General features: G+C 70.3%; 23 protein-coding genes and 1 pseudogene. 13 read left to right on the forward strand and 11 right to left on the reverse strand.

Annotated features, from left to right (window positions below; genetic code table 11):
* The first annotated feature begins 32 nt into the window (after positions 1-32).
* From ASD66_RS06315 to acs, 4 genes are all read left to right on the forward strand, one after another.
* Entirely contained in the window at positions 33-1,523 is a 1,491-nt protein-coding gene (locus tag ASD66_RS06315) for a cation acetate symporter (protein ID WP_056679823.1), read from the forward strand.
* 135 nt (positions 1,524-1,658) lie between these two features.
* Positions 1,659-2,021, forward strand: a complete 363-nt coding sequence (locus tag ASD66_RS06320) for a DUF485 domain-containing protein (RefSeq protein ID WP_056679820.1) — start codon at positions 1,659-1,661, stop codon at positions 2,019-2,021.
* Positions 2,018-3,646 carry a cation acetate symporter gene (locus ASD66_RS06325; RefSeq protein ID WP_056679817.1) on the forward strand — a complete coding sequence of 543 codons (1,629 nt, stop codon included), beginning with the start codon at positions 2,018-2,020 and terminating at the stop codon, positions 3,644-3,646. Before ASD66_RS06320 ends, ASD66_RS06325 begins: the two co-directional genes overlap by 4 nt.
* A 158-nt stretch (positions 3,647-3,804) precedes the next feature.
* Positions 3,805-5,787 (forward strand): acetate--CoA ligase, encoded by a 1,983-nt coding sequence (gene acs, locus ASD66_RS06330; protein ID WP_056890327.1) that lies wholly within the window; start codon positions 3,805-3,807, stop codon positions 5,785-5,787.
* 182 nt (positions 5,788-5,969) lie between these two features.
* On the opposite strand, the gene ASD66_RS06335 is transcribed toward acs, so the two are convergent.
* A complete protein-coding gene (locus tag ASD66_RS06335) occupies positions 5,970-6,647 on the reverse strand; it encodes a Crp/Fnr family transcriptional regulator (RefSeq protein WP_056679811.1) in 678 nt (225 codons plus the stop codon).
* 136 nt (positions 6,648-6,783) lie between these two features.
* On the opposite strand from ASD66_RS06335, the gene nth reads away from it, so the two are divergent.
* The 4 genes from nth to ASD66_RS06355 are packed head-to-tail and all read left to right on the forward strand — an operon-like array spanning position 6,784 to position 9,969.
* Positions 6,784-7,488 carry an endonuclease III gene (gene nth / locus ASD66_RS06340; RefSeq protein WP_200949886.1) on the forward strand — a complete coding sequence of 235 codons (705 nt, stop codon included), beginning with the start codon at positions 6,784-6,786 and terminating at the stop codon, positions 7,486-7,488.
* Complete coding sequence (locus ASD66_RS06345; protein ID WP_056890329.1) at positions 7,485-8,099, forward strand: TlpA family protein disulfide reductase; 615 nt, start codon at positions 7,485-7,487, stop codon at positions 8,097-8,099. Before nth ends, ASD66_RS06345 begins: the two co-directional genes overlap by 4 nt.
* Entirely contained in the window at positions 8,096-8,797 is a 702-nt protein-coding gene (locus tag ASD66_RS06350; RefSeq protein ID WP_056679803.1) for an NUDIX hydrolase, read from the forward strand. The genes ASD66_RS06345 and ASD66_RS06350 overlap by 4 nt, the downstream gene beginning before the upstream one ends.
* Positions 8,794-9,969: a MarP family serine protease gene (locus tag ASD66_RS06355; protein ID WP_056890330.1), complete on the forward strand. Its 1,176-nt coding sequence runs from the start codon at positions 8,794-8,796 to the stop codon at positions 9,967-9,969. Before ASD66_RS06350 ends, ASD66_RS06355 begins: the two co-directional genes overlap by 4 nt.
* Before the next feature lie 80 nt (positions 9,970-10,049).
* On the opposite strand, the gene ASD66_RS06360 is transcribed toward ASD66_RS06355, so the two are convergent.
* The 7 genes from ASD66_RS06360 to ASD66_RS06385 form a co-directional block, all read right to left on the reverse strand.
* Positions 10,050-10,451 (reverse strand): phage holin family protein, encoded by a 402-nt coding sequence (locus ASD66_RS06360; protein WP_056890331.1) that lies wholly within the window; start codon positions 10,449-10,451, stop codon positions 10,050-10,052.
* Positions 10,452-10,498: 47 nt separating this feature from the next.
* Complete coding sequence (gene nhaA / locus ASD66_RS06365; RefSeq protein ID WP_056679794.1) at positions 10,499-11,713, reverse strand: Na+/H+ antiporter NhaA; 1,215 nt, start codon at positions 11,711-11,713, stop codon at positions 10,499-10,501.
* Positions 11,714-11,830: 117 nt separating this feature from the next.
* Positions 11,831-12,637, reverse strand: a complete 807-nt coding sequence (locus ASD66_RS06370) for an MBL fold metallo-hydrolase (RefSeq protein WP_321163494.1) — start codon at positions 12,635-12,637, stop codon at positions 11,831-11,833.
* A gap of 10 nt (positions 12,638-12,647) precedes the next feature.
* The gene (locus tag ASD66_RS06375) at positions 12,648-13,520 is read right to left on the reverse strand and encodes an NUDIX hydrolase (RefSeq protein ID WP_056679788.1); all 873 of its coding nucleotides are present in this window, start codon (positions 13,518-13,520) and stop codon (positions 12,648-12,650) included.
* 3 nt (positions 13,521-13,523) lie between these two features.
* On the reverse strand, positions 13,524-13,982 hold the full coding sequence (locus ASD66_RS06380) for a RidA family protein (protein ID WP_056890332.1): 459 nt from the start codon (positions 13,980-13,982) through the stop codon (positions 13,524-13,526).
* Positions 13,979-14,131, reverse strand: a complete 153-nt coding sequence (locus ASD66_RS24690) for a DUF4177 domain-containing protein (protein ID WP_162250925.1) — start codon at positions 14,129-14,131, stop codon at positions 13,979-13,981. The genes ASD66_RS06380 and ASD66_RS24690 overlap by 4 nt, the downstream gene beginning before the upstream one ends.
* A gap of 46 nt (positions 14,132-14,177) precedes the next feature.
* Entirely contained in the window at positions 14,178-14,912 is a 735-nt protein-coding gene (locus ASD66_RS06385) for a DNA alkylation repair protein (RefSeq protein ID WP_235529975.1), read from the reverse strand.
* Positions 14,913-15,010: 98 nt separating this feature from the next.
* Here ASD66_RS06385 and ASD66_RS06390 point away from each other — a divergent pair, with 98 nt between their 5' ends.
* The 4 genes from ASD66_RS06390 (at position 15,011) to ASD66_RS06405 (ending at position 20,199) form a co-directional block, all read left to right on the forward strand.
* The gene (locus ASD66_RS06390) at positions 15,011-16,162 is read left to right on the forward strand and encodes a sensor histidine kinase (protein ID WP_056890333.1); all 1,152 of its coding nucleotides are present in this window, start codon (positions 15,011-15,013) and stop codon (positions 16,160-16,162) included.
* On the forward strand, positions 16,159-16,815 hold the full coding sequence (locus ASD66_RS06395; RefSeq protein ID WP_056890334.1) for a response regulator: 657 nt from the start codon (positions 16,159-16,161) through the stop codon (positions 16,813-16,815). Before ASD66_RS06390 ends, ASD66_RS06395 begins: the two co-directional genes overlap by 4 nt.
* Before the next feature lie 181 nt (positions 16,816-16,996).
* On the forward strand, positions 16,997-17,761 hold the full coding sequence (locus tag ASD66_RS06400; protein WP_056890335.1) for an ABC transporter ATP-binding protein: 765 nt from the start codon (positions 16,997-16,999) through the stop codon (positions 17,759-17,761).
* Positions 17,761-20,199, forward strand: coding sequence for an ABC transporter permease (locus tag ASD66_RS06405; protein WP_056890336.1), 2,439 nt, complete (start codon positions 17,761-17,763; stop codon positions 20,197-20,199). The genes ASD66_RS06400 and ASD66_RS06405 overlap by 1 nt, the downstream gene beginning before the upstream one ends.
* Before the next feature lie 217 nt (positions 20,200-20,416).
* Here the strand turns inward: ASD66_RS06405 and ASD66_RS06410 are convergent, their stop codons facing one another.
* The 3 genes and pseudogenes from ASD66_RS06410 to ASD66_RS25170 all read right to left on the reverse strand — a co-directional run.
* The gene (locus tag ASD66_RS06410; protein ID WP_056890337.1) at positions 20,417-21,055 is read right to left on the reverse strand and encodes a 3-oxoacid CoA-transferase subunit B; all 639 of its coding nucleotides are present in this window, start codon (positions 21,053-21,055) and stop codon (positions 20,417-20,419) included.
* Positions 21,052-21,577: CoA transferase subunit A (locus ASD66_RS06415; RefSeq protein WP_235529976.1), on the reverse strand; the 526-nt coding region annotated here is incomplete at its 5' end. The genes ASD66_RS06410 and ASD66_RS06415, both read right to left, overlap by 4 nt.
* Position 21,578: 1 nt before the next feature.
* Positions 21,579-21,795, reverse strand: a pseudogene (locus ASD66_RS25170) (CoA-transferase); the annotation flags it as partial.
* 171 nt (positions 21,796-21,966) lie between these two features.
* Here ASD66_RS25170 and ASD66_RS06420 point away from each other — a divergent pair.
* Positions 21,967-22,734 (forward strand): IclR family transcriptional regulator, encoded by a 768-nt coding sequence (locus tag ASD66_RS06420; protein ID WP_056890338.1) that lies wholly within the window; start codon positions 21,967-21,969, stop codon positions 22,732-22,734.
* Positions 22,735-22,757: the final 23 nt, after the last annotated feature.

A 22,757-nucleotide genomic window follows, 5' to 3' on the forward strand; every position in this document is an offset into this window, starting at 1 on the left:
AGACATGACGGGGCAGCCATGACGGGGCAGCCATGATCACCTCGGTGCCGAGCGTCGTCGCGGTGGCACTGGTCGCCGTCGCCACGCTGGCCATCGGCACATGGGGACTGCGCTTCTCGCGCACCACCAGCGACTTCTTCGTCGCCTCCCGGTCGGTGCGACCGGCGCTCAACGCCTCGGCGATCGGCGGCGAGTACCTCTCCGCGGCGTCGTTCCTCGGCGTCGCCGGGCTGGTGCTGGTCTTCGGCGCCGACATGCTCTGGTACCCCGTCGGCTGGACGGCCGGCTACCTGGTGCTGCTGGTGCTGGTGGCCGCGCCGTTGCGTCGCTCGGGCGCCTACACACTGCCCGACTTCGCCGAGGCCCGGCTGGCCTCGGCGCGGGTCCGCACCACGTGCACCCTGTTGGTGGTGGCCATCGGCTGGCTCTACCTCGTGCCCCAGTTCCAGGGCGCCGGCATCACGCTCGAGTCGACGACCGGGGCGCCGCCCTGGCTCGGTGCCATGGTCGTGGCGGGCGTCGTGCTGGTCAACGTGCTCTCCGGAGGCATGCGCAGCATCACGTTCGTGCAGGCCTTCCAGTACTGGCTCAAGCTGACCGCCCTCCTGGTGCCGGCGGTGGTGATGGTCGGCGTGTGGCTCGGCGACGGACGGCCCGGCCCGGGCGCCGGGTCCGGCGGCGACTGGTCCCTCCCCCTCGGCGAGGGCGGCGGGCAGGGCCTCTACCTGACCTGGTCCCTGATCATCGCCACGTTCCTCGGCACCATGGGCCTCCCCCACGTCGTGGTGCGGTTCTACACGAACCCCGACGGCCGGGCGGCTCGACGTACGACGGTGGTGGTGCTGGCCCTGCTCAGCGCGTTCTACCTGCTGCCACCGGTGTACGCCGCACTCGGCCGGGTGTACGGCGACACGACCCACTCCGACGTGTTGGTGCTCGAGCTGCCGAGGCTGATGGTCCCGGGCGCGGCCGGCGAGCTGCTCTCGGCACTGGTCACCGCCGGCGCGTTCGCGGCGTTCCTCTCGACCTCGTCGGGGCTGTCCCTGGCGGTGACCGGCGTGCTCACCCAGGACGTCTTCCGCGGCACGCGCCTCACCGGCGTACGCGCCTTCCGCGTCGCGGCCGTGGTCGCCGTGGTGACGCCGTGCGTGGCCGCCGTCTCGGCGCCGGACCTCGGCATCGCGAAGGCGGTCGGGTTGGCCTTCGCGGTCGCCGCCTCGACGTTCTGTCCCCTGCTGGTGCTGGGCATCTGGTGGCGCGGGCTGACCGACGTCGGCGCCCTGGCGGGGCTCGGCGCCGGCTTCGTCTCGTCCGGCATCGGCGTCACCTACTCCCTGAGCCCCTACTCGACCACCGGCTGGGTCGACGCACTGCTGAGCCAACCGGCCGCGTGGTCGGTGCCGCTGGCCTTCGTCACCATGTACGTCGTCTCGCGGGCCACCGCCTCTCGTGTGCCGCCACACGTGCGCCGGTTCATGGTGCGACTGCACACGCCGGAAGCCGTGGCGCTCGACCGCGGCTGACCGTTCGTCGCACCGATCGCACCGCCCGCCGATTCGGCCGTTCCACTGGCCGCGCAGTCTGGTCGCACCCCTGATGCTGCGGCGCCGTAGTTCCTAGCGTGACTGGTGTCACACCCCCGCACGAGAGGCGATCCCGTGACCGATGCACACGGCGTACACCGACGCTCGCAACATCCGATCTACCAAGAGCTCCACGACTCGGCCGAGTTCGCCGACCTGCGTCGGCGCTACCGCAGCTTCGTCATCCCGTGGACCGTGGCCTTCCTGGCCTGGTACCTGCTCTACGTGATCATGTCGAACTGGGCGAACGACTTCATGAACACCAAGCTCGTCGGGCACATCAACGTGGCCCTGGTCTTCGGGCTGCTGCAGTTCGCCTCGACGTTCCTGATCGCCTGGCTCTACGCGCGGCACATGAACCGCAATGTGGACCCGGTCGCCCGCCAGCTCGAGGCCCGCTACGACGCGGTCATCGAGGGCGAGGGGAGGCCCGCATGAACGGCACCGAGCTCCTCACCGCCGTCCTCTTCGTCGGCGTCGTCCTGATCACGGTGGCGATCACCTTCTGGGCCAGCCGACAGACCTCGGGCACGGCGAACTTCTACGCCGGAGGGCGCCAGTTCAGCGGCTTCCAGAACGGGATGGCGGTCTCGGGCGACTACATGTCGGCCGCCTCGTTCCTCGGCATCTCCGGGCTGATCGCCCTCAACGGCTACGACGGCTTCCTCTACTCGATCGGGTTCCTGGTCGCCTGGCTGGTGGCCCTGTTGCTCGTCGCCGAGCTGCTCCGCAACTCGGGCCGCTACACGATGGCCGACCAGCTGGCCTACCGCATGAAGCAGCGGCCCGTGCGTACGGCGGCCGCCACGTCCACCGTCGTGGTCTCGATCTTCTACCTGCTCGCCCAGATGGTCGGTGCGGGTGCACTCGTGACCCTCCTCCTCGGTGTCGAGAGCGAGCTCATGAAGGCCCTCGTGATCGTCGGAGTCGGCCTGCTGATGATCTTCTACGTCACCGTCGGCGGCATGAAGGGCACCACCTGGGTGCAGATCGTCAAGGCCGTGCTGCTGATGGCCGGCACCGTCCTGATCACCTTCCTGGTCCTGGCGAAGTTCGACTTCAACTTCTCCGAGCTTCTCGGTGCCGCCTCGGACAACACCGGCAAGGGCGAGGCGTTCCTCCAGCCCGGCCTGAAGTACGGCATCGACATGACCAGCAAGCTCGACTTCATCTCGCTCGGCATCGCGTTGGTGCTCGGCACCGCCGGCCTGCCGCACATCCTGATCCGCTTCTACACGGTGCCGACCGCCAAGGCGGCCCGCACCTCAGTGATGTGGGCGATCGGCCTGATCGGCACGTTCTACCTGATGACCCTTGCCCTCGGGTTCGGTGCGGCTGCCCTGCTGGACACCGGTCCGGGCAGCAAGGTCGCGGAGAGCGGCGGAAACCTGGCCTCACCACTTCTGGCCGAAGCCGTGGGCGGTGGAGCCGGCACCACCGGAGGCGCCGTACTGCTGGCCCTGATCTCGGCGGTCGCCTTCGCGACGATCCTCGCAGTCGTGGCCGGGCTGACCCTGACCTCCGCGTCGTCGGTGGCGCACGACCTCTACGCCAACGTGTGGAAGAAGGGCACCGCGACGGAGACCCAGGAGGTCCACGTGGCCCGCATCTCCGCGTTCGTGATCGGTGGTGTGGCCATCGCGCTGGCGATCCCGGCCCAGAAGCTGAACATCGCCTTTTTGGTGGCCCTGGCGTTCGCGGTGGCGGCCTCGGCGAACCTGCCGTCGATCATCTACAACCTGTTCTGGAGGCGGTTCAACACCCAGGGCGCGACGTGGGCGATCTACGGCGGCCTGATCTCCTGCCTGGTCCTGGTGATCTCCTCGCCGGTCGTGTCGGGGAAGCTCAACGCCGACGGGACCAATGCCGCGCTGCTGCCGAAGAGCGTCGACTTCTCCTGGTTCCCACTGGACAACCCCGGCATCGTCTCGATCCCGCTCGGCTTCTTCTTCGGCTGGCTCGGCACGGTGCTGTCGAAGGAGACGGACTCGGAGGCGGCGTACGACGAGCTGGAGGTGCGTGCGCTGACCGGCGCGGGCGCCGAGGCGGCCGTCAAGGAGTGAGATCCACCTGATTCCGGTCCGGGGGTCGCTGCAACGTGGCCGCAACCTCCGGACCGGAATCCTGCTTTGTGCCGAGACCGCTCTCGTCGCACAGCGGATACCGGCCTAGGCTGCATGTGACGGCCGGCACAGAAGAGCGAATCAAATCAGGAGTGAATGTGAGCGAGCGTCCAACGTCCAGCGAGACCCTGTCCAACCTGAGCCACGAGGAGCGACGCTTCGCTCCCCCCGAGGAGCTGGCCGCCGCCGCCAACGTGAAGGCAGACGCCTACGCCGCCGCGGACGAGGACTTCGAGGGCTTCTGGGCCACGCAGGCCGAGCGCCTCGACTGGGGCCAGAAGTGGGACCGCGTCCTCGACTGGGACAACCCACCGTTCGCCAAGTGGTTCACCGGCGGCACGATCAACGCGGCCGTCAACTGCGTGGACCGGCACATCGAGGCCGGCAACGGCGACAAGGTCGCCATCCACTGGGTCGGTGAGCCCGAGGAGGACTTCCGCGACATCACCTACGCGCAGCTGGGCGAGGAGGTCAACAAGGCCACGAACGCGCTCATCTCGCTCGGCGTCCAGAAGGGCGACCGGGTCGCGATCTACCTGCCGATGATCCCCGAGTGCGTCTTCACGATGCTGGCCTGCGCCCGTCTCGGTGCGCCGCACACCGTGATCTTCGGCGGCTTCTCGGCCGACGCGCTGGCGTCCCGCATCACCGACTGCGGCGCGAAGCTGGTCGTCACCTCCGACGGCGGCTACCGCCGGGGCGCCCCCTCCGCGTTGAAGCCCGCGGTCGACGAGGCGGTCACCAAGGTCGACGGGCTCGTGGACAACGTGCTGGTGGTGCGCCGTACCGGCCAGGACGTCGCGTGGAACGACGACGTCGACGTGTGGTGGCACGAGCTGGTCGACTCGCAGTCGACCGAGCACGAGGCCGAGATGCACGACGCGGAGCACCCGCTCTACGTCATGTACACCTCCGGCACGACCGGCAAGCCCAAGGGCATCCTGCACACCACCGGCGGCTACCTGGTCGGCACGTCCTACACGCACTGGTCGGTCTTCGACCTCAAGCCCGAGACCGACGTCTACTGGTGCACCGCCGACGTGGGCTGGGTGACCGGCCACTCCTACCTGGTCTACGGCCCGCTCGCCAACGGTGCCACCCAGGTGATGTACGAAGGCACGCCCGACGCACCTCGCAAGGGCCGTTGGTGGGAGATCGTCGCGAAGTACGGCGTCACGATCTTCTACACGGCGCCCACCGCGATCCGCACGTTCATGAAGCAGGGCAGCGAGATCCCCGACCAGCACGACCTCTCCTCGATCCGGCTGCTCGGATCGGTCGGCGAGCCGATCAACCCCGAGGCCTACATCTGGTACCGCGACACCATCGGCGCCGGCAAGACGCCCGTGGTCGACACGTGGTGGCAGACCGAGACCGGGCAGATCCTGATCTCGCCGCTGCCCGGCGTCACCCACGGCAAGCCCGGCTCGGCGATGAAGGCCCTGCCCGGCATCAGCGCCGACGTGGTCAACGACGAGGGTGAGTCCGTGCCCGACGGCTCGGGCGGCTACCTGATCCTGCGCAAGCCGTGGCCCGCCATGCTGCGCACCATCTGGGGCGACGACGAGCGCTACAAGGACACCTACTGGTCGCGCTGGCCCGGCGTCTACTTCGCCGGCGACGGTGCCAAGAAGGACGAGGACGGCGACATCTGGGTGCTCGGGCGCGTCGACGACGTCATGAACGTCTCCGGCCACCGCCTCTCCACCACCGAGATCGAGTCCGCGCTGGTGTCGCACCCGAAGGTCGCCGAGGCGGCAGTGGTCGGTGCCACCGACGAGATGACCGGCCAGGCCGTCTGTGCGTTCGTGATCCTGCGTGAGAGCGCCGGCGGCGAGTCCGGTGACGCCCTCGTCCAGGAGCTGCGCAACCACGTCGCCAAGGAGATCGGCGCGATCGCCAAGCCGCGCCAGATCATGATCGTCCCCGAGCTGCCCAAGACCCGCTCGGGCAAGATCATGCGTCGCCTGCTGCGCGACGTGGCCGAGAACCGCGAGATCGGCGACGTCACCACGCTTGCCGACTCGTCGGTGATGAACCTGATCCAGACCGGCCTGTCCGGCGGAGGCTCCGACGAGTAGTCCCGCCCTCCACCCCTCCTCCCCGTGTAACGCGGGGTTACGGTCGCTCCACACGTGTTGTGACGCGTGCGGAGCGACCACACCACCGCACAAGTCCGGGCACGCGTCGTACGACGAACGAAAACGGCCGCCACTCCCGCGAGGGGAGTGGCGGCCGTTTCGTCGTCGTACGGCGTGTGGCGTCAGCGTGCGCGGCGGGAGAGCCGCTCGATGTCCATGATGACCACGGAGCGGGGCTCGAGGCGCAGCCAGCCACGGGAGGCGAAGTCGGCCAGGGCCTTGTTGACCGTCTCGCGGGAGGCGCCGACCAGCTGGGCGAGCTCCTCCTGGGTGAGGTCGTGGTGCACGTGCACGCCGTCGTCGGCGGTGCGGCCGAAGCGGTCGGCGAGGTCGAGCAGCGCCTTGGCCACGCGACCGGGCACGTCGGAGAAGACCAGGTCGGCGTTGACGTCGTTGGCCTTGCGCAGCCGGGCCGCGATCTGGCCGAGGAGGCTGTGCGCCACGATCGGGCGACCCTCGAGCCACTTGAGCAGGTCCTCGTGGGAGAGCGAGGCGAAGGTGGCGTCGGTGACCGTGGTGACGGTGGCCGAGCGCGGACCGGGGTCGAAGAGCGAGAGCTCACCGAACATCTGGCCCGGGCCGAGGATCGCGAGCAGGTTCTCGCGGCCGTCGGAAGACGTGCGACCCAGCTTCACCTTGCCCTCGAGTACGACGTAGCACTTGTCGCCGGAGTCGCCCTCATGGAAGAGCACCTCGCCTCGGCGAAGCCTGGACTCGGCCATCGACGACCGGAGCGCCGTCGCTGCCTCGTCGTCGAGCGCGCTGAACAGCGGGGCCTGACGAAGCACGTCGTTGTCCACAAGTTCCTCCCATGTAGTAGCGGGTTCCGAGCCGATCCTAGCCGTGGCCCACGTCACATCATCAACCATGGGTGGCGAAAAGGCCGAACGCGACCAGGATCCGGGCCCTGTCGGCGTCTCCACGTAGGGTGTGGCTGTGCCCCAGACTCCATCGCAGACGGTCCTGGTTCGACGGGCCCGCAAGATCGATCGGGTCCTTGGCGAAACCTACCCTGAGGCCAAGTGTGAACTCGACTTCGCCAACCCCTTCGAGCTTCTCGTGGTCACCGTGCTCAGCGCGCAGACCACCGACAAGCGGGTCAACGCCGTGCGTCCGACGCTGTTCGCGGCCTATCCCGACGCCGCTGCCATGGCCGGCGCCGAGCGCGAGAAGATGGAGCAGATCATCGGTCCGCTCGGCTTCTTCCGGGCCAAGACCGAGTCGCTCCTCAAGCTCAGCAGCGCGCTCGTCGAGCACCACGGCGGCCAGGTGCCGCCCCGCCTCGACGACCTCGTGAAGCTGCCCGGCGTGGGACGCAAGACCGCCAACGTCGTGCTGGGCAACGCCTTCGACATCCCTGGCATCACCGTCGACACCCACTTCGGCCGGCTGGTCCGCCGCTTCGGCTGGACCGAGGAGACCGACCCGGTGAAGGTCGAGCACGCCATCGGCGCCCTGTTCCCCAAGCGTGACTGGACGATGCTGTCGCACCACGTCATCTGGCACGGCCGCCGCATCTGCCATGCCCGCAAGCCCGCCTGCGGCGCATGCCCGATCGCGCGCTGGTGCCCGGCGTACGGCGAGGGCCCGACCGACGCCGACGAGGCGGCCAAGCTGGTCCGCACCGAGGGCCGCGCATGAGAAGGGCGCTGGCCGCTTCCCTGCTGGTCCTCCTGGCGTTGCAGGGGTGCGACAAGATCTCGCCGCCCGAGATCGACCGGGCCGGCAAGTCCGACGTCGACGTCGACACCCCGGCGCTGCGCACGCTCAAGGCCCGGGCCGACGTCGCTCCGTGTGCGCCCGGTCCCGGCGACCACGTCGACGGCGGCCTCCCCGAGGTCACGTTGCCCTGCCTGGGCGGCGGCGAGGACGTCGACGTCTCCAGCCTGCGCGGGCCGATGGTGGTCAACCTGTGGGCGGTCTGGTGCGAGCCGTGCCGTCGCGAGCTGCCGATCTACCAGCAGTTCCACGAGAAGTACGGCGACCGGGTGTCGGTGCTCGGCATCGATTTCCAGGACACCCAGCCGGGCCCTGCGCTAGAGCTGATCCGCGACTCGGGGGTCACCTATCCGCAGCTGGCCGACCCGCAGACCGACCTGAGCCTGAAGGAGCCGCTGCCCAACATCGCCGGGCTGCCCTACATCATCCTCATCGACGAGGACGGCACGGTCGTCGACCAGCGCTTCGAGAAGATCACGAAGCTCCGCCAGCTCGAGGACCTCGTCGAGAAGCACCTCGGGGTCACCCTGTGATCCCGCAGTGGCTCGAGCCGCTCCGCGAGGGCGCGCAGTCCATCACCGTGCACGACCTGACCCGCTTCATGCCGCCCGAGGGCAGCGACCCGCGGCGTGGCGCCGTCCTCATGCTCTTCGGCGAGGGTGAGCAGGGCCGTGAGCTGCTGCTGACCGAGCGGTCCCACACGATGCGCAGCCACCCCGGTCAGGTGTCGTTCCCCGGCGGCGGCATCGACGCCGGCGAGAGCGCCCACGACGCGGCGCTGCGTGAGGCCTGGGAGGAGACCGGCCTCGACCCCGACGGCGTCGAGGTGTTCGCCGAGCTGCCCGAGCTGTGGCTGCCGCCGAGCAACTACGCAGTGACGCCGGTGCTGGCCTGGTGGGCCGACCCGTCGCCGGTCACCACTCACTCGGTCGAGGAGGTGCACGCGATCCACCGGGTGCTGATCTCCGACCTGGTCGAGCCCACGCACCGCATCATGGTGCGCCACCCCAGCGGCTGGCTGGGCCCGGGCTTCCTGATCGGCGACGGCCGCGACGTCATCCTGTGGGGCTTCACCGCCGGCATCATCTCGCGGCTCTTCGAGCACGTCGGGTGGTCCAGCGAGTGGGACACCGGCGTGGTGCGCGAGTTGCCCGCCTACATGCTGCAAGGTGAACCCGCACGTTCGGAGATCCCGCCGAACACCCGCTTCCAGGAAGGACCCGGCCGATGAACGCCCTCGACTGGATCCTCGTCCTCCTCGTTCTCGCCTACGCGCTCTCGGGCTACTGGCAGGGCTTCGTCACCGGCGCGTTCGCGACGGCCGGCCTGCTGCTCGGGGGCCTCTTCGGCATCTGGCTGGCGCCGATCGCCCTGGGCAACGCCGACCCGTCGGTGTGGGTCTCGATGGGTGCCCTGTTCATCGTGGTCCTGTCGGCCACCCTCGGCCAGGCGCTGCTCCAGTACGCCGGCGCGAAGGTGCGCGACCAGATCACCTGGCAACCCGTGCGCGCGGTCGACGCCGTGGGCGGTGCCGCGCTCAGTGCGGTCGCCGTACTCCTCGTCGCGTGGGCGCTGGGCGTGGCCGTCTCCGGCTCGCGCATCGGCTCGGTGACGCCGATGGTGCGCGAGTCCGTGGTGCTGGCCAAGGTCGACAGCGTGCTGCCCGCCCGCGCCTACGAGACGCTCAACGCCTTCAACAACGTGGTCGGCACGACGTTCTTCCCGCGCTACCTCGAGCCGTTCGCACCGGAGCGCATCGTCGAGGTCGGCCCGCCGAACGCACGCATCGCGCGCGACCCCGACGTCGCCGACGCCCAGGAGAGCGTGCTCAAGATCCACGGCGACAACAGCTGTGGCCGTGGCGTCGAGGGCACCGGCTTCGTCTACGCGCCCGGCCGCGTGATGACCAACGCCCACGTGGTGGCCGGCGTCTCCGACCCCGAGCTGGTGGTCGGTGACGACACAGTCGACGCCGACGTCGTCTACTACAACAGCGACCTCGACGTGGCGGTGCTCAGCGCCGACGGCCTCGACCGGCCCAAGCTCGACTTCGCGACGAACGCCGAGTCCAACGACGACGCCGCCGTCCTGGGCTACCCGCAGGACGGCCCCTACGACGTCCAGCCGGCGCGTGTGCGCGCCGAGCAACGCCTGCGCTCACCCGACATCTACGGCCACGGTTCGGTGATCCGCGACGTCTACTCGTTGCGTGCGCTGATCCGGCCGGGCAACTCCGGTGGGCCGATGGTCAACTCCAAGGGGCAGGTGACCGGAGTGATCTTCGCGGCGTCGGTGACCGACGAGCAGACCGGCTACGCACTCACCGCCGGCGCGGTGACCGAGGCCGCCGCCCAGGGTCTGACCAACAACAACGAGGTCAGCACCGGCGACTGCGCCGGCTGAAGGCCAGCCCACGCGGCAGAATCGTGTCGTTTAGGCAGTTTCACAGGCCCGCCTGTGAAACTGCCCGAAGCGGCGGCCCGTCAGGAGCGCTTGAGCGCGGTCTTGGTGGCCTGGGCCTGGGCGATCGCCTTCTCGGGGCCCTTGACCTTCTTCACCGAGCGCACGCCGAGGAATCCGAGCAGTGCGGCGATCAGGACGTAGAGCACGAACACGATCAGGTAGGCCCAGTGGCGGTCGAGGCCGTCGCCGTTCCAGTGGATCAGCTCGGCCAGGAAGATCGAGAAGATGATGACGGCGAGCACCAGCATGAAGCCGGCGGCAGCGAAGAGCCCGATGCCCATGCCACCAGCCTTGACGCTGACCTTGAGCTCAGACTTCGCGAGCTTGATCTCGTTGGAGATGAGGCTCGAGATGTCACGTTGCGCGTCGACGACCAGCTTTCCGATGGTCGGCTCTTCGCCCTTCACCTCGTCGAGGGACATGCGGTTTGCTCCCTGGTGTCTCGCGGTCAGTCAGTCCGTTGCGGACTCTACACGTCACCACGGGCCTGCTCGGCGACCCTACGGTGCACGCGATTGCGCCCGACCAGGATCGTCGCGCCGAGGCATGCGGCGATCAGTGAACCGAACAGCACGGCCGTCTTGGCGGCCTCACGTTCGGCTCCGGTGAAGGAGAGATCGGAGACCAGGAGCGAGACGGTGAATCCCACCCCGGCCAGGACGGCGATGCCGAAGACGTCGACCCAGTTGATGTCCTCGTCGATCTCCGCGCGGGTCAGCTTGGTCAGCAGCCAGGAGCCGCCGAACACGCCGATCGGCTTGCCGAGGACCAGGCCGAGCACGACGCCGATCACCACCGGGTCGCCGACCAGCTCTGCTCCACCACCGATGACGACGCCGGCCGACATGAGGGCGAAGAACGGCACGGCCACCCCGGAGGACCAGGGCGAGAGCACGTGCTCGATCCGCTCCGCCGGGCTGCTGTCCTCGGCGTTGTCGGTGCGCACCCGGGTCAGGAGGCCGAGCACCACACCGGCGATGGTGGCGTGGATGCCGCTCTCGTGGGTGAACCACCAGGCTCCCACGGCGAACGGAAGGTAGACCAGGACGTTGGGCACGCGCAGGTACTGGAGTGCGGCGTACGCGGCGCAGCACAGGACCGCGAGCACGAGGGCCCCGAAGTCGAAGCCGTGGGCGTAGAAGGCGGCGATGATCACGATGACGATCAGGTCGTCGACGACCGCGAGGGTCAGCAGGAAGGCGCGCAGCTGTCCGGGCAGCGACGAGCCGACGATCGCCAGCACGGCAAGGGCGAACGCGATGTCGGTGGCCGACGGGATCGCCCAACCGCCGCGGTGCCCGTCGCCCACCACGTTGACGATGGTGTAGATCAGCGCCGGTACGGCGACGCCGCAGGCGGCCGCCACGACCGGGACGATGGCGTCGGAGATCTTGCTGAGCGAGCCGATCAGGAACTCGCGCTTGAGCTCGAGCCCGGTGACGAAGAAGAAGAGCGTCAGGGCACCGTCGGCCGCCCACTGCTCGACGTTGAGCGGACCGATCTCGAACGCTCGAAGGTGTTCGTAGCCGTCGCCGAACGTCGAGTTGGCCCAGACCACGGCGACAAGGGCGGCGATGAGGGCGACCGCTCCGCCGACCGTCTCGCGACGCAGGAAGTCGCCGACGAAAGTGTCTTCGCGGGTGGTCGGGTCGGGCAGGAACCTCAGGCGGGTGAGCTTGGACATGGTCCTCGTTCAGGAGTCGGTTGCAGAGCTTCCGCCGGCAGTTGCGCGCGACGGGCCGACCAGACTTCCCGGCTCACCAGAACCCACCCTACCGATACTCCCTGACGTTCGCGTCCTTCAGGTCGCGGCGAGGTAGGCGAGCTGGGCGCGGACGCTCAGCTCGGCGGCCCCCCACAGGACCGGGTCGACGTCGGCGTAGACGATCTCGACGACCTGGCGGGGCACGTCGTCGGCAGCCACGCCCTCGGGATGGGGCCGCGCCTCGAGCGCGGCGACGGCGGCCTCGACCTGCGCCAGCCGTTCGCGCCGGTGGGCGAGGTAGAAGTCGAGCGCCGCGAGGGCGTCGTCGATCACCGGCCCGTGTCCGGGCCAGATCGAGGTGATCGAGTGCTCTGCGGCCAGCCGATGCAGTCTGTCGAGGGAGTCGAGGTAGGCGCCGAGCTGCCCGTCGGGGTGTGCCACGACCGTCGTACCGCGGCCGAGCACGGTGTCGCCGGTGAGCACCGCGCCTTCGGCCGGCACCAGGAAGGAGAGCGAGTCGGCGGTGTGGCCGGGGGTGGCGACCACGTGCACCTCGAGCCCGTCGACGGCGACCACGTCTCCGTCGCCCAGGCCCTCACTGCCCAGCTGGTACGCCGGGTCGAGCGCGCGCACCCCGCACCCCATGCGCTCGGCGAACTCGCGCGCGGCCTCGGAGTGGTCGTGGTGGTGATGGGTGAGGAGTACGGCGGCCACCGGCCCGGAGGCGGCCTCGATGGCGTCGAGGTGGCTCATGATCGACGGCCCGGGGTCGATGACCACCGAGCGCCGGGCGTCGGGCTCGCGCAGCACCCAGGTGTTGGTGCCGTCGAGCGTCATCATGTTCGCGTTGGGAGCGAGCACGCACTCCGCCCGCTCGCCGAACGACCCGCCGGCCCAGCTCAACGCGACCAGCTCATCGGGCGAGTGCCTCGCCGACCCGGGTGCCCAGCTGCACGATGCGGTCGTTGCTCTCGAGGCGGTTCGTCTCCGGGTTGAACGTGGGCGTGATCATCTCGAACGGCACCGACGTCGCGTGCTCCAGCGCCGCGGCCGGCGACGTGGCGTCGTACATGTCGCAGAGGGTCGCGTAGGTCGGCGGCATCAGCATCATCTGCCCGTCGTCGGCCAGCCGGAGCGCGTCACGCACGCTGAACCAGGCCACCTTGTCGGACTCCGTGGAGACGTCGCGGGTGACCTGTCCCTCGGGCAGCGCGGCCACGAAGAACCAGGTGAGGAACCGCTTGGGCTCGAACACCGGGGTCAGCCAGCCGCCGAGCACCGCGAGCAGGTCGGTGCGCAGCACGAGTCCGCGCGCGGTCAGGAAGTCGGAGAAGGCCAGCTCGTGAGCCTCGAGCGCCGCCCGGTCGCGCTCCCAGTCGTCGCCGGTGGTGTCGGCGACGACGGTGTCGGCGGTGCCGGCGAGGAGGACGCCGGACTCCTCGAACGTCTCACGCACGGCGGCACAGACCAGCTCGCGCGCCTCGACCGGCGTGCAGCCCATGCGTGAGGCCCACTCCTCCGGTGAGGGCCCGGCCCACAGCGAGGGGTCGACCTCCGAGTCGCGCGGGTCGACGCCGCCGCCGGGGAAGACGCTCATTCCGGCGGCGAACTTCATGCCGACGTGACGGCGCAGCAGGTAGGACTCCAGGCCGCCGGGGCGACCGTCGCCGTCGCGCAGCAGCACGACCGTCGAGGCCGACCGCGGCGCAGCCGGCTCACGAGTGCCGTCCATGAACTCCCGGGCCTGCTCGAGGAAGCCGGGCGGCAGGGTGCGTGTGGGATCCACGGATCAGACCTCGACGATGACTTCGACCTCGACCGGTGCGTCCAGCGGCAGGACGGGTACGCCGACCGCCGAGCGCGCGTGCACACCCGCGTCGCCGAAGACCTTGCCGAACAGCTCGGAGGCACCGTTGGCCACCCGCGGCTGCCCGGTGAAGTCGGGCGTCGAGGCGATGAACGCGACGACCTTCACGATGCGCTTGACCTGGTCGAGGTCGCCGATCTCGGACTTCACGGCGGCGATCGCGTTGAGCGCGCACTGCTGGGCGCAGGCGAGCGCCTCCTCCTCGGAGACCTCGCCGCCGACCTTGCCGGTGACCATCAGCTCACCGGACTGCATCGGCAGCTGGCCCGAGGTGAAGATGTGGTTGCCGGAGCGCACGGCGGACACGTAGGCGGCGACCGGCTTGGCCACCTCCGGAACGGCCAGGCCCAGTTCGGCGAGGCGGTCCTCTACGGCGCTCATGCGATCGGCCTCTTGAAGAAGGCGACGGTGCCGCCCTGCGCGCTGGTCTGCAGCTGAACCAGCTCCCAGCCGTCCTGGCCGAAGTTGTTCAGCATCAGGGCCTCGTTGTGGAGCGGAATCGGCGCCACCTGGTATTCCCACTTCGTCATGCTCGGCACCCTACTCGCGCCCGCCCGACGTCATCGAGCAGCCCTGTCACGCATGCTTGAGGGCCTCGCGCCGCGACAGCCCCGAGAGCCGGCCCTCGCGCTCGGTGACGAACGCGCGCACCCAGTCCGGGTCGGTTCTGAAATGGTCGCGGAGCGCCCACCCGATCGCCTTGCGCACGAAGAACTCCCGGCCGTACGGCGACTCCGGCGGGCTGGTGCGCGTGGAGCCGTCGAGGTTGGCGTCGATCGCGTGCGTGAGGAGCTCGCGGTCGATCCGCTCGCGCAGCCCGACCTGGCAGATGATCGCCGTACGCCGCAGCCACAGGTCGTCGTCGACGGCCCAGTCACGCAGTGTGGGCGTGACCGCGTCCGGGAAGCGCTCCAGGAGCTCACGGACCCGGTGGGTCGCGACGTCGTCGACGTGGTCCCACCACGCGCCCGTCACGACCAGGTGCCGCCACAGGTCCAGCGTGCAGGGCTGCCGGTGCTCGCGGTAGAGCCGGTGGCCGGCCAGCGTCGTCGCGGCGTACCGCTCCTCACGGAACTCCGCGTCGTCCCAGAGCTCCAGCACAGCCTCGCGCCACGACTCCTCGTCGGGCAGCACCCACTCGGCGTACACGTCGCGGCACAGGCGGGTGAGTGGCTGCGAGGTCACGCCGCGGTAGGGCATCGTCGACTTCATGTAGGCCTGCATGGCCGGCGCCTTCTCCGGGTCGGCCGCGGCGGCGATCTGGTCGCGCACCATCGCGACGAGCTCGTCGGGTCGGATCGCGTGCGGCACGCCGTCAGCGTAGTTGTGCACACACCGCCCACCCGACGCCACCGAGGATCAGACCACGGTCTGACGTACGACGGGCTGGCGCCGCATAGTCTCTGGCCATGCGGCAGCCGTGGCGACTCGACGAGCGCGGACAGCGCGTCCTCGACGCCTCGCTGGCCGGGTTCCTCGTCTTCACCGCCGTCGCCGGCACCCTGCTCGGCGGCTTCGACCCCGCGGTCGGCCTGCTGTGCCTGGTCCAGTTCGTGCCCCTGTTCTGGCGCCGGCACCATCCGGTCGCCTCGGCCACGGTGGTGGTGGCGGCGTCGCTGCTGCAGGCGGTGGTGCTCGACGAGCCGATCTGGGGCCAGGTCGCCTTCCCGGTCGCGGTCTACTCGGTGGCGCGTTTCGCCAGTGCACGTTGGGGATTCGCTGTGTTGGCGGTCGGCGTGATCGGTGCGGGCGTGTCGTCGTACGACTGGCTGAGCCCCTACCCCACCGCCGGGACGCCCACCGCCTACACGGCGTACTTCCTGTCCATCGCCGCCATCGTCGCGGCAGCCTGGGCCCTCGGCACCCTCGGTCGCACCCGGGCGGCGTACGTCGCCTCGCTGGTCGAGCGCGGCGAACGACTCGAGCGCGAGGCCGTCCAGCAGGCGCAGCTGGCCGCACAGGACGAACGCGCCCGCATCGCCCGCGAGATGCACGACGTCGTGGCGCACGGCCTCTCGGTGATCGTGGTGCAGGCCGACGGTGCCCGCTACGCCTCCGCCAAGGATCCCGCCGCGGCGACCACGGCGCTCCAGACGATCTCCGAGACCGGGCGCGATGCGCTCACCGAGATGCGCCGCATGCTGGGTCTGCTGCGCTCAGACGGCGGATCCGGCACCGCCCCGCAGCCCGGCCTGGTCGACCTGCTCCACCTCGTCGACGAGACCCGCGCCAGTGGCATGGACCTCGTGGCCCACCTTCCCGACCCGATGCCCGAGGTCGCCGAAGGCGTGGGCCTGACCGTCTACCGCATCGCGCAGGAGGCGCTGACGAACGTGCGCAAGCACGCCGGGGTGGCGCACGTCCGGCTCGACCTGGCCCATCGGAACGGCGAGCTGCGCCTCGACGTGGCCGACGACGGCCGCGGAGCCGCGGCGCGTTCCGACGGCAAGGGGCTCGGCCTGCTGGGCATGCGCGAACGGGTCACGGTGCACGGGGGGACCCTGACCGCGGCCCCGGCCGATGGTGGCGGATTCGCTGTCTCTGCAAGGATTCCCACATGATCCGGGTCTTCCTCGTCGACGACCAGGAGATGGTCCGCGCCGGTTTCCAGATGCTGGTCGAGTCCCAGGACGACATGTCGGTCGTCGGCCAGGCCGGCGACGGCGCCGAGGCCACCGAGAAGCTCGCGGTGACCGCAGCTGACGTCGTCCTCATGGACGTCCGGATGCCGCGCATGGACGGCGTCGAGGCCACTAGGCTCCTGGCCGCTCGGCCCGACTCGCCACGGGTGATCGTGCTGACCACCTTCGACCTCGACGAATACGCGTTCGCCGCGATCAAGGCCGGCGCGGCCGCGTTCCTGCTGAAGGACGCCCGGCCGGCCGACCTGCTCGACGCCATCCGCTCGGTGCACTCCGGCGACTCCGTCGTCGCCCCCAGCACCACCCGGCGACTGCTCGACCACTTCGCCTCGACGCTGCCCGAACCCGGCGCTGAACGCTCGCGCGACTCCCGCCTCGCCGCACTCACCGAGCGCGAGCACGAAGTCCTCACCCTGATCGGGCGCGGGCTCTCCAACACCGAGATCGCCGCCGACCTGGTGGTCGCCGAGGCGACGGTGAAGACGCACGTCGGCCGGGTCCTGGCCAAAACCGCCTCCCGCGACCGCGTGCAGCTCGTCGTGCTCGCCTACGAGTCCGGCCTGGTCGGCTGAGGCCCGGGGCGAGACCAGCGCCCGGAGGCACCGGCACTCGAACAGGACCGGGCCGGCACTCGGTGGCGGGCGCGACGCGACACGGGTCGTACGACGAACGCCCGCGTCATCCCCAGGTCGTACGACGGGTTCCACCGCCGGCCTGACGTTCGGGAGCCGCAGAATTCCTAGCGTGGTGGTCATGATCGAGACCACCGCCCCCACCGCCCTCCGAACCGCCGCGACTGCCCGCGGCCTGACCAAGACCTACGGCGTCGGAACCCACGCCGAGGTGCATGCGCTTCGCGGTGTCGACCTCGACCTCCCGGCCGGCCGGTTCACCGCGATCATGGGCCCCTCGGGCTCCGGGAAGTCGACACTGATGCACTGCCTGGCCGGGCTCGACCAGCCGACCGCCGGCACGGTCGAGGTGGCGGGCGTGGCGTTGGAGTCGCTCGACGACACCGCGCTGACGAAGTTCCGGCGCGACCACGTCGGCTTCGTCTTCCAGTCGTTCAACCTGCTGCCGATGCTGACCGCGGGCCAGAACATCCTGCTCCCGCTGGAGCTCGCCGGTCGCAAGGTCAGGCGCGAAGAGCGGGCCAGGTTCGAGATGGTCGTCGACGTGCTCGGGCTCGCCGACCGCACCGGCCACCTCCCCAGCCAGCTCTCCGGCGGACAGCAGCAGCGCGTGGCGATCGCCCGCGCCCTGGTCGCCCAGCCCGCGATCGTCTTCGCCGACGAGCCGACCGGCAACCTCGACTCGACCGCGAGCGCCGAGGTCCTCGATTTCCTGCGCCACTCGGTGCGCGAGCTCGGCCAGACCGTCGTCATGGTCACCCACGAGCTCGACGCCGCCGCCTATGCCGACGACGTGCTCGTCATCGCCGACGGCGCCATCCGCAACCACCTCACCACGCCCACCCGCGACGAGCTCGTCGCGGCGCTGCGCCACCGGGCGGCGTGATGCGCACCGTCCTGCTCGCCTCGATGCGGCGGCACACCCGGCGGTACGTCGCCGCGAGCCTGGCCGTGGTCATCGGGGTCACCTTCATCATCGTCACCAACGCGCTCTCCTCCGCGGCCCGCGACGGCCTGACCTCGGGCCTCGACGCGCCGTTCGCACATGCCGACGTGGTGGTCTCCGGGATCGACGGCCCCGACGCGGCCCGACTGCTGGACCGCGCCGAGAAGGAGGGCGCCTCGGCCTCCGTGCTGGGCTGGGCGTGGCTCTCCGTGTCACGCGACGGCACCGAGATCACCGACGGCGCCGACGTCGGCGCCCTCCCCCGCGACAACGCGATGCGTTGGCAGGAGCTGGTCGACGGCCGCTTCCCCTCCACCGACCACGAGGCAGTCGTCGACGCGAACGCGGCCAAGGCCAATGACGTCGGGATCGGCGACACCCTCACCATCGGAACCGGCAAGCAGGCCCTCGACGTGAAGGTCGTCGGCAGCGTCGACAGCCCGTCGTCGATGGTCTGGTCCGCGGTCTACCTCACCCAGGACGCCCAGGACCGGTGGCTCGACCAGAGCATGATCAACAGCGTCGCCTGGAACGGCGCCGGCTCCGCGGACGAGCAGATCCGTGCCCTCGAGAGCGCCTACCCGGACGCGACCGTGCAGACCACCGACGACTTCGTGGCCGACCAGCAGAAGGCGGCCACCAACGGCGTCGACGTCATCGCGTTCATCCTGCTGCTCTTCGCGGCGATCGCCATCGGCACCTCGGTGATGGTCATCGCCAACACGTTCTCGATCCTGTTCGCGCAGCGGATTCGCGACTTCGCCCTGCTGCGCTGCGTCGGCGCCACCCGGCGGCAGGTGCTTCGCTCGATCCGCCTCGAGGCCCTCGCGCTCGGTGTCGTCTCCGCCCTGGTCGGCCTGGTGGCCGGCGCTGGGCTCGGACTCGGCCTGGTCGCGCTGATCCGCGACCTCGCCCCGAGCGCTCGACTGGGCGAGGCGTCCTTCTCCCCCGTCTGGTTCGCCGGCGCCTTCCTTGTCGGCACCGCCGTCACGGTCATGGCGTCCTGGCTTCCTACCCGCCGGGTCACCCGGGTCAGCCCGCTCGCCGCACTTCGTCCGGACACCGGTGTCGACGTACGCACGACGGCCGGCCGGCTCCGCATCGGGTTCGGCATCCTCGTCGTCGCCGCCGGGGTGCTGACGATGGCCGCGGCCATCGCCGGAGCCGTGGTCCCGCTGATGGTGGTGGGCGGAGGCGCCACGTTCTTCGGGGTGATCCTGCTCGGGCCGACGATCGTTCCCGCCCTGATCCGGGTCGCCGGATCGCTCACCGCCCGGGTCATGGGCCCGCCCGGACGACTGGCCACCTCCAACGCGGTCCGCAACCCACGGCGTACGGCGGCCACGACCGCCTCGTTGCTCGTCGGGGTCACCCTCACGACCGCCGTCCTCACCGGGCTGGCCAGTGGACGCAGCATCATCGACGACGAGATGGCCACCGACCATCCCCTCGACGCCACCGTCTCGGCGACCACGGGGGCCGGACTGGCACCGGAGGTGCTCACCGGCGTGCGCGACCTGCCCGCCGTCGAGAGTGCCGTGGAGGTCCCCGGAACGGTCGGCACCCTCGACCGCGGGATCGGCCGGATGCGGGTCGTCGCCCCCGGCCCGGACGCTGCCGGGCTGATGCGGAGCACGCCGGACTTCGCCGCGCCCCGCGCCGGGGAGATCTACCTGCCGATCGACGCACTGGAGAACGGCAACGTGCCACGCACGGTCACGGTCACCGTCGGCGAGCGCACGGAGACCCTGCGGGTGAACGCCGGGGAGGACTGGGGCAACGTCGCCGTCGTCGCCCCGCAGACGCTGGCCGGGCTCGACGCGGCACCGTCCACGCAGGCGATCTGGGTGCGGGCCGATCTCGACACCGACGCCGAGGACTTCAGCGGCGACCTGTCCGCCGTGGCCGCGGCCTCCGACGCCGACGTGGTCTCGACCCTGGGCAAGTGGGCCTTCGTCGACCTCCAGCTCGACGTGATGACCGGCGCGATCGTCGGCCTGCTCGGCATCGCCGTGGTCATCGCGCTGATCGGCATCGCCAACACGCTCGGCCTCTCGGTGCTCGAACGAGGACGCGAGAACGCCCTGCTGCGGGCCCTCGGCCTGACCCGTCGCCAGTTGCGGGCCACCCTGGCCACCGAGGCGGTGCTGCTCTCCGTGGTGGCGACCCTGCTCGGCACCACCCTGGGCATCGGCTTCGCCTGGGTCGGCGTCCAGACCATGCTGGCGAAGTACGTCGAGAACGCGTCCATGACCCTGCCGCTGGGCCAGCTCGCGATCGTCGTACTCGTGTCCGCTGCAGCCGGGCTCCTGGCCTGTGTGCTGCCTGCCCGCCGCGCGGCACGGGTGACGCCGGCCGCGGGCCTGACGATGGAGTGAGCGCGCCTTCCTCGTCGGTCGAGTGCCTCGCGTCGTTCGAGTGGCCAGCGCGCCCTCTCGGTGGTCGAGTAGCCGCGAGGAACGAGCGGCGTATCGAGACCCTCGGCAACTGGCCCTGGTCTCGATACGCTCGCTGGCGCTCGCCACTCGACCACCGAGGGCAGCGCTCGCCACTCGACCACCGAGGGCAGCGCTCGCCACTCGACCGACGAGCAGGTCAGAGCAGCTCGGGCTCGGTCTTCTCGCGGATCTCGTCCTCGGTCACGCCGGGAGCCAGCTCGACCAGCTTCAGCCCGCCTCCCTCGGCTGCCGGGAGGATGTCCATGACGCCGAGGTCGGTGATGATGCGTTGTACGACGCCGAGGCCGGTGTAGGGCAGCGAGCACTCGTTGACGATCTTGTAGGAGCCGTCGCGGGCCACGTGCTCCATCAGCACGATCACCTTCTTGGCGCCGTGCACGAGGTCCATCGCGCCGCCCATGCCCTTGACCATCTTGCCGGGGATCATCCAGTTGGCGATGTCACCCTTCACCGACACCTGCATCGCACCGAGGATCGCGGCGTCGATCTTGCCGCCGCGGATCATCCCGAACGAGGTGGCGGAGTCGAAGAACGACGCGCCACGGTTGAGCGTGACGGTCTCCTTGCCGGCGTTGATCAGGTCGGCGTCGACGTTCTCCTCGGTCGGGTAGGGCCCGACGCCGAGGATGCCGTTCTCGGACTGCAGCACCAGCTCGGTGCCCTCGGGCACGTAGTTCGGCACCAGGGTCGGCAGGCCGATCCCGAGGTTGACGTAGGAGCCGTCGCTCAGCTCCCCGGCCGCCCGGGCCGCCATCTCTTCACGCGTCCAGCTCATCGGACAGTCCTCTTCTCGATCCGCTTGTCGGCAGCCTGCTCGGGGGTCAGCGCGACCACGCGCTGCACGTAGACCCCGGGGGTGTGCACGTCGTTGGGGTTCAGCTCGCCCGGCTCGACGAGCTCCTCGACCTCGGCGATCGTGAGGCGACCGCACATCGCAGCGAGCGGGTTGAAGTTGCGGGCGGAGTCGCGGAAGACGAGATTGCCGTGCCGGTCGCCCTTCCAGGCCCGGACCAGCCCGAAGTCGGCGACGATCGCCTCCTCGAGCACGAAGTCACGACCCCCGAAGCTGCGCACCTCCTTGGGCGGCGAGGCCACCACGACGTTGCCGGCGTCGTCGTACCTCCAGGGGAGGCCGCCGTCCGCGACCTGGGTGCCGACGCCGGTGGCGGTGTAGAAGCCCGGGATGCCCGAGCCGCCGGCGCGCATGCGCTCCGCCAGGGTGCCCTGCGGCGTGAGCTCGACCTCGAGCTCACCGGAGAGGTACTGCCGGGCGAACTCCTTGTTCTCCCCGACGTACNTCCGGCGCAGGCGTCGGGCCATCAGCAGCCGGCCGAGACCCCAGTCGTCGACGCCGCAGTTGTTCGAGACCGCCTCGAGGTCGTCGGCCCCCTGGGTCAGCAGGGCGTCGATCAGCACCGACGGGATGCCGCACAGTCCGAAGCCGCCCACGGCCAGGGTCGCCCCCGAGCCGATGTCGGCGACCGCCTCGGCGGCGTTGGCCATCACCTTGTCCACGAAGGTCTCCTCCTCCTCGACGTGCCCACCGATCCGGAAGGCCCACCCCCTGTTCTGCCGCACCCGGGGGACGGCGTCAACGTCCGGTCGGGAGATGGACGCGGATCTCTCGTACGACGCACACATTCGAGCGGATGCGTTCACTGGGTGAACGCGCAGTATCGTCGTCCCATGCAGGCCTCACACCAGGTGGTCGCGCGCATCGGGCGGGTGCTGCGTGCGGTCTCCCAGCACGAGCCCGACGGTGTCACGACGACCGCTGCGGGGGTCGCCGCCGATCTCGCTCGGCCGACCGCCCACCGGTTGCTGGTCGCGCTGCAGCAGGAGGGTCTGGTCGACCGGACGCCGGCCGGCCTGTGGCAGCTCGGGCCCGAGACGTTCCTGCTCGGCAGCGCCGCGGCCGCACGCTACGACGTCAGCCACCTGGCCGGCGCCAGCCTGCGCAGGCTGAGCGAGGCCACCGGCGAGAGCGCGTTCTTCTCGGCCCGGCGCGGCGACGAGACGATCTGCCTGGTCCGCGAGGACGGCAGCTTCCCGATCCGCTCCCACGTGCTGCACGAGGGCATCCGGTTCCCGCTCGGCGTCGCCTCGGCCGGCCAGGTGATCCTGTCCTACCTGCCGGAGCGGGAGATCACCGACTACCTCGACGACCACGACCTCACCGAGCGGTACGGCGCCACCCACGCCCGCAAGGCGGTGGAGCAACGCATCGCCGAGACGCAGCGCCAGGGCTACGCGTTCAACCCCGGGCTGATCGTGCGCGGCAGCTGGGGCATAGGTGCCGCGGTCTTCGACTCCGACGAGTCACCCCAGTGGGCGCTGAGCCTGACCGGGATCGACCACCGGTTCGCCGACGACCGGCGTCCCGAGCTCGGCCGGCTCCTGCTCCAGGAGGCCCATGACCTGTCGCGTCGCATCCGCCGGTTCCGTTCCCAGTAGTCCGACCGCCCGGTTAGGCTCTC

This window comes from Nocardioides sp. Root151 (assembly GCF_001427925.1).
Taxonomy (GTDB): Bacteria; Actinomycetota; Actinomycetes; order Propionibacteriales; family Nocardioidaceae; genus Nocardioides.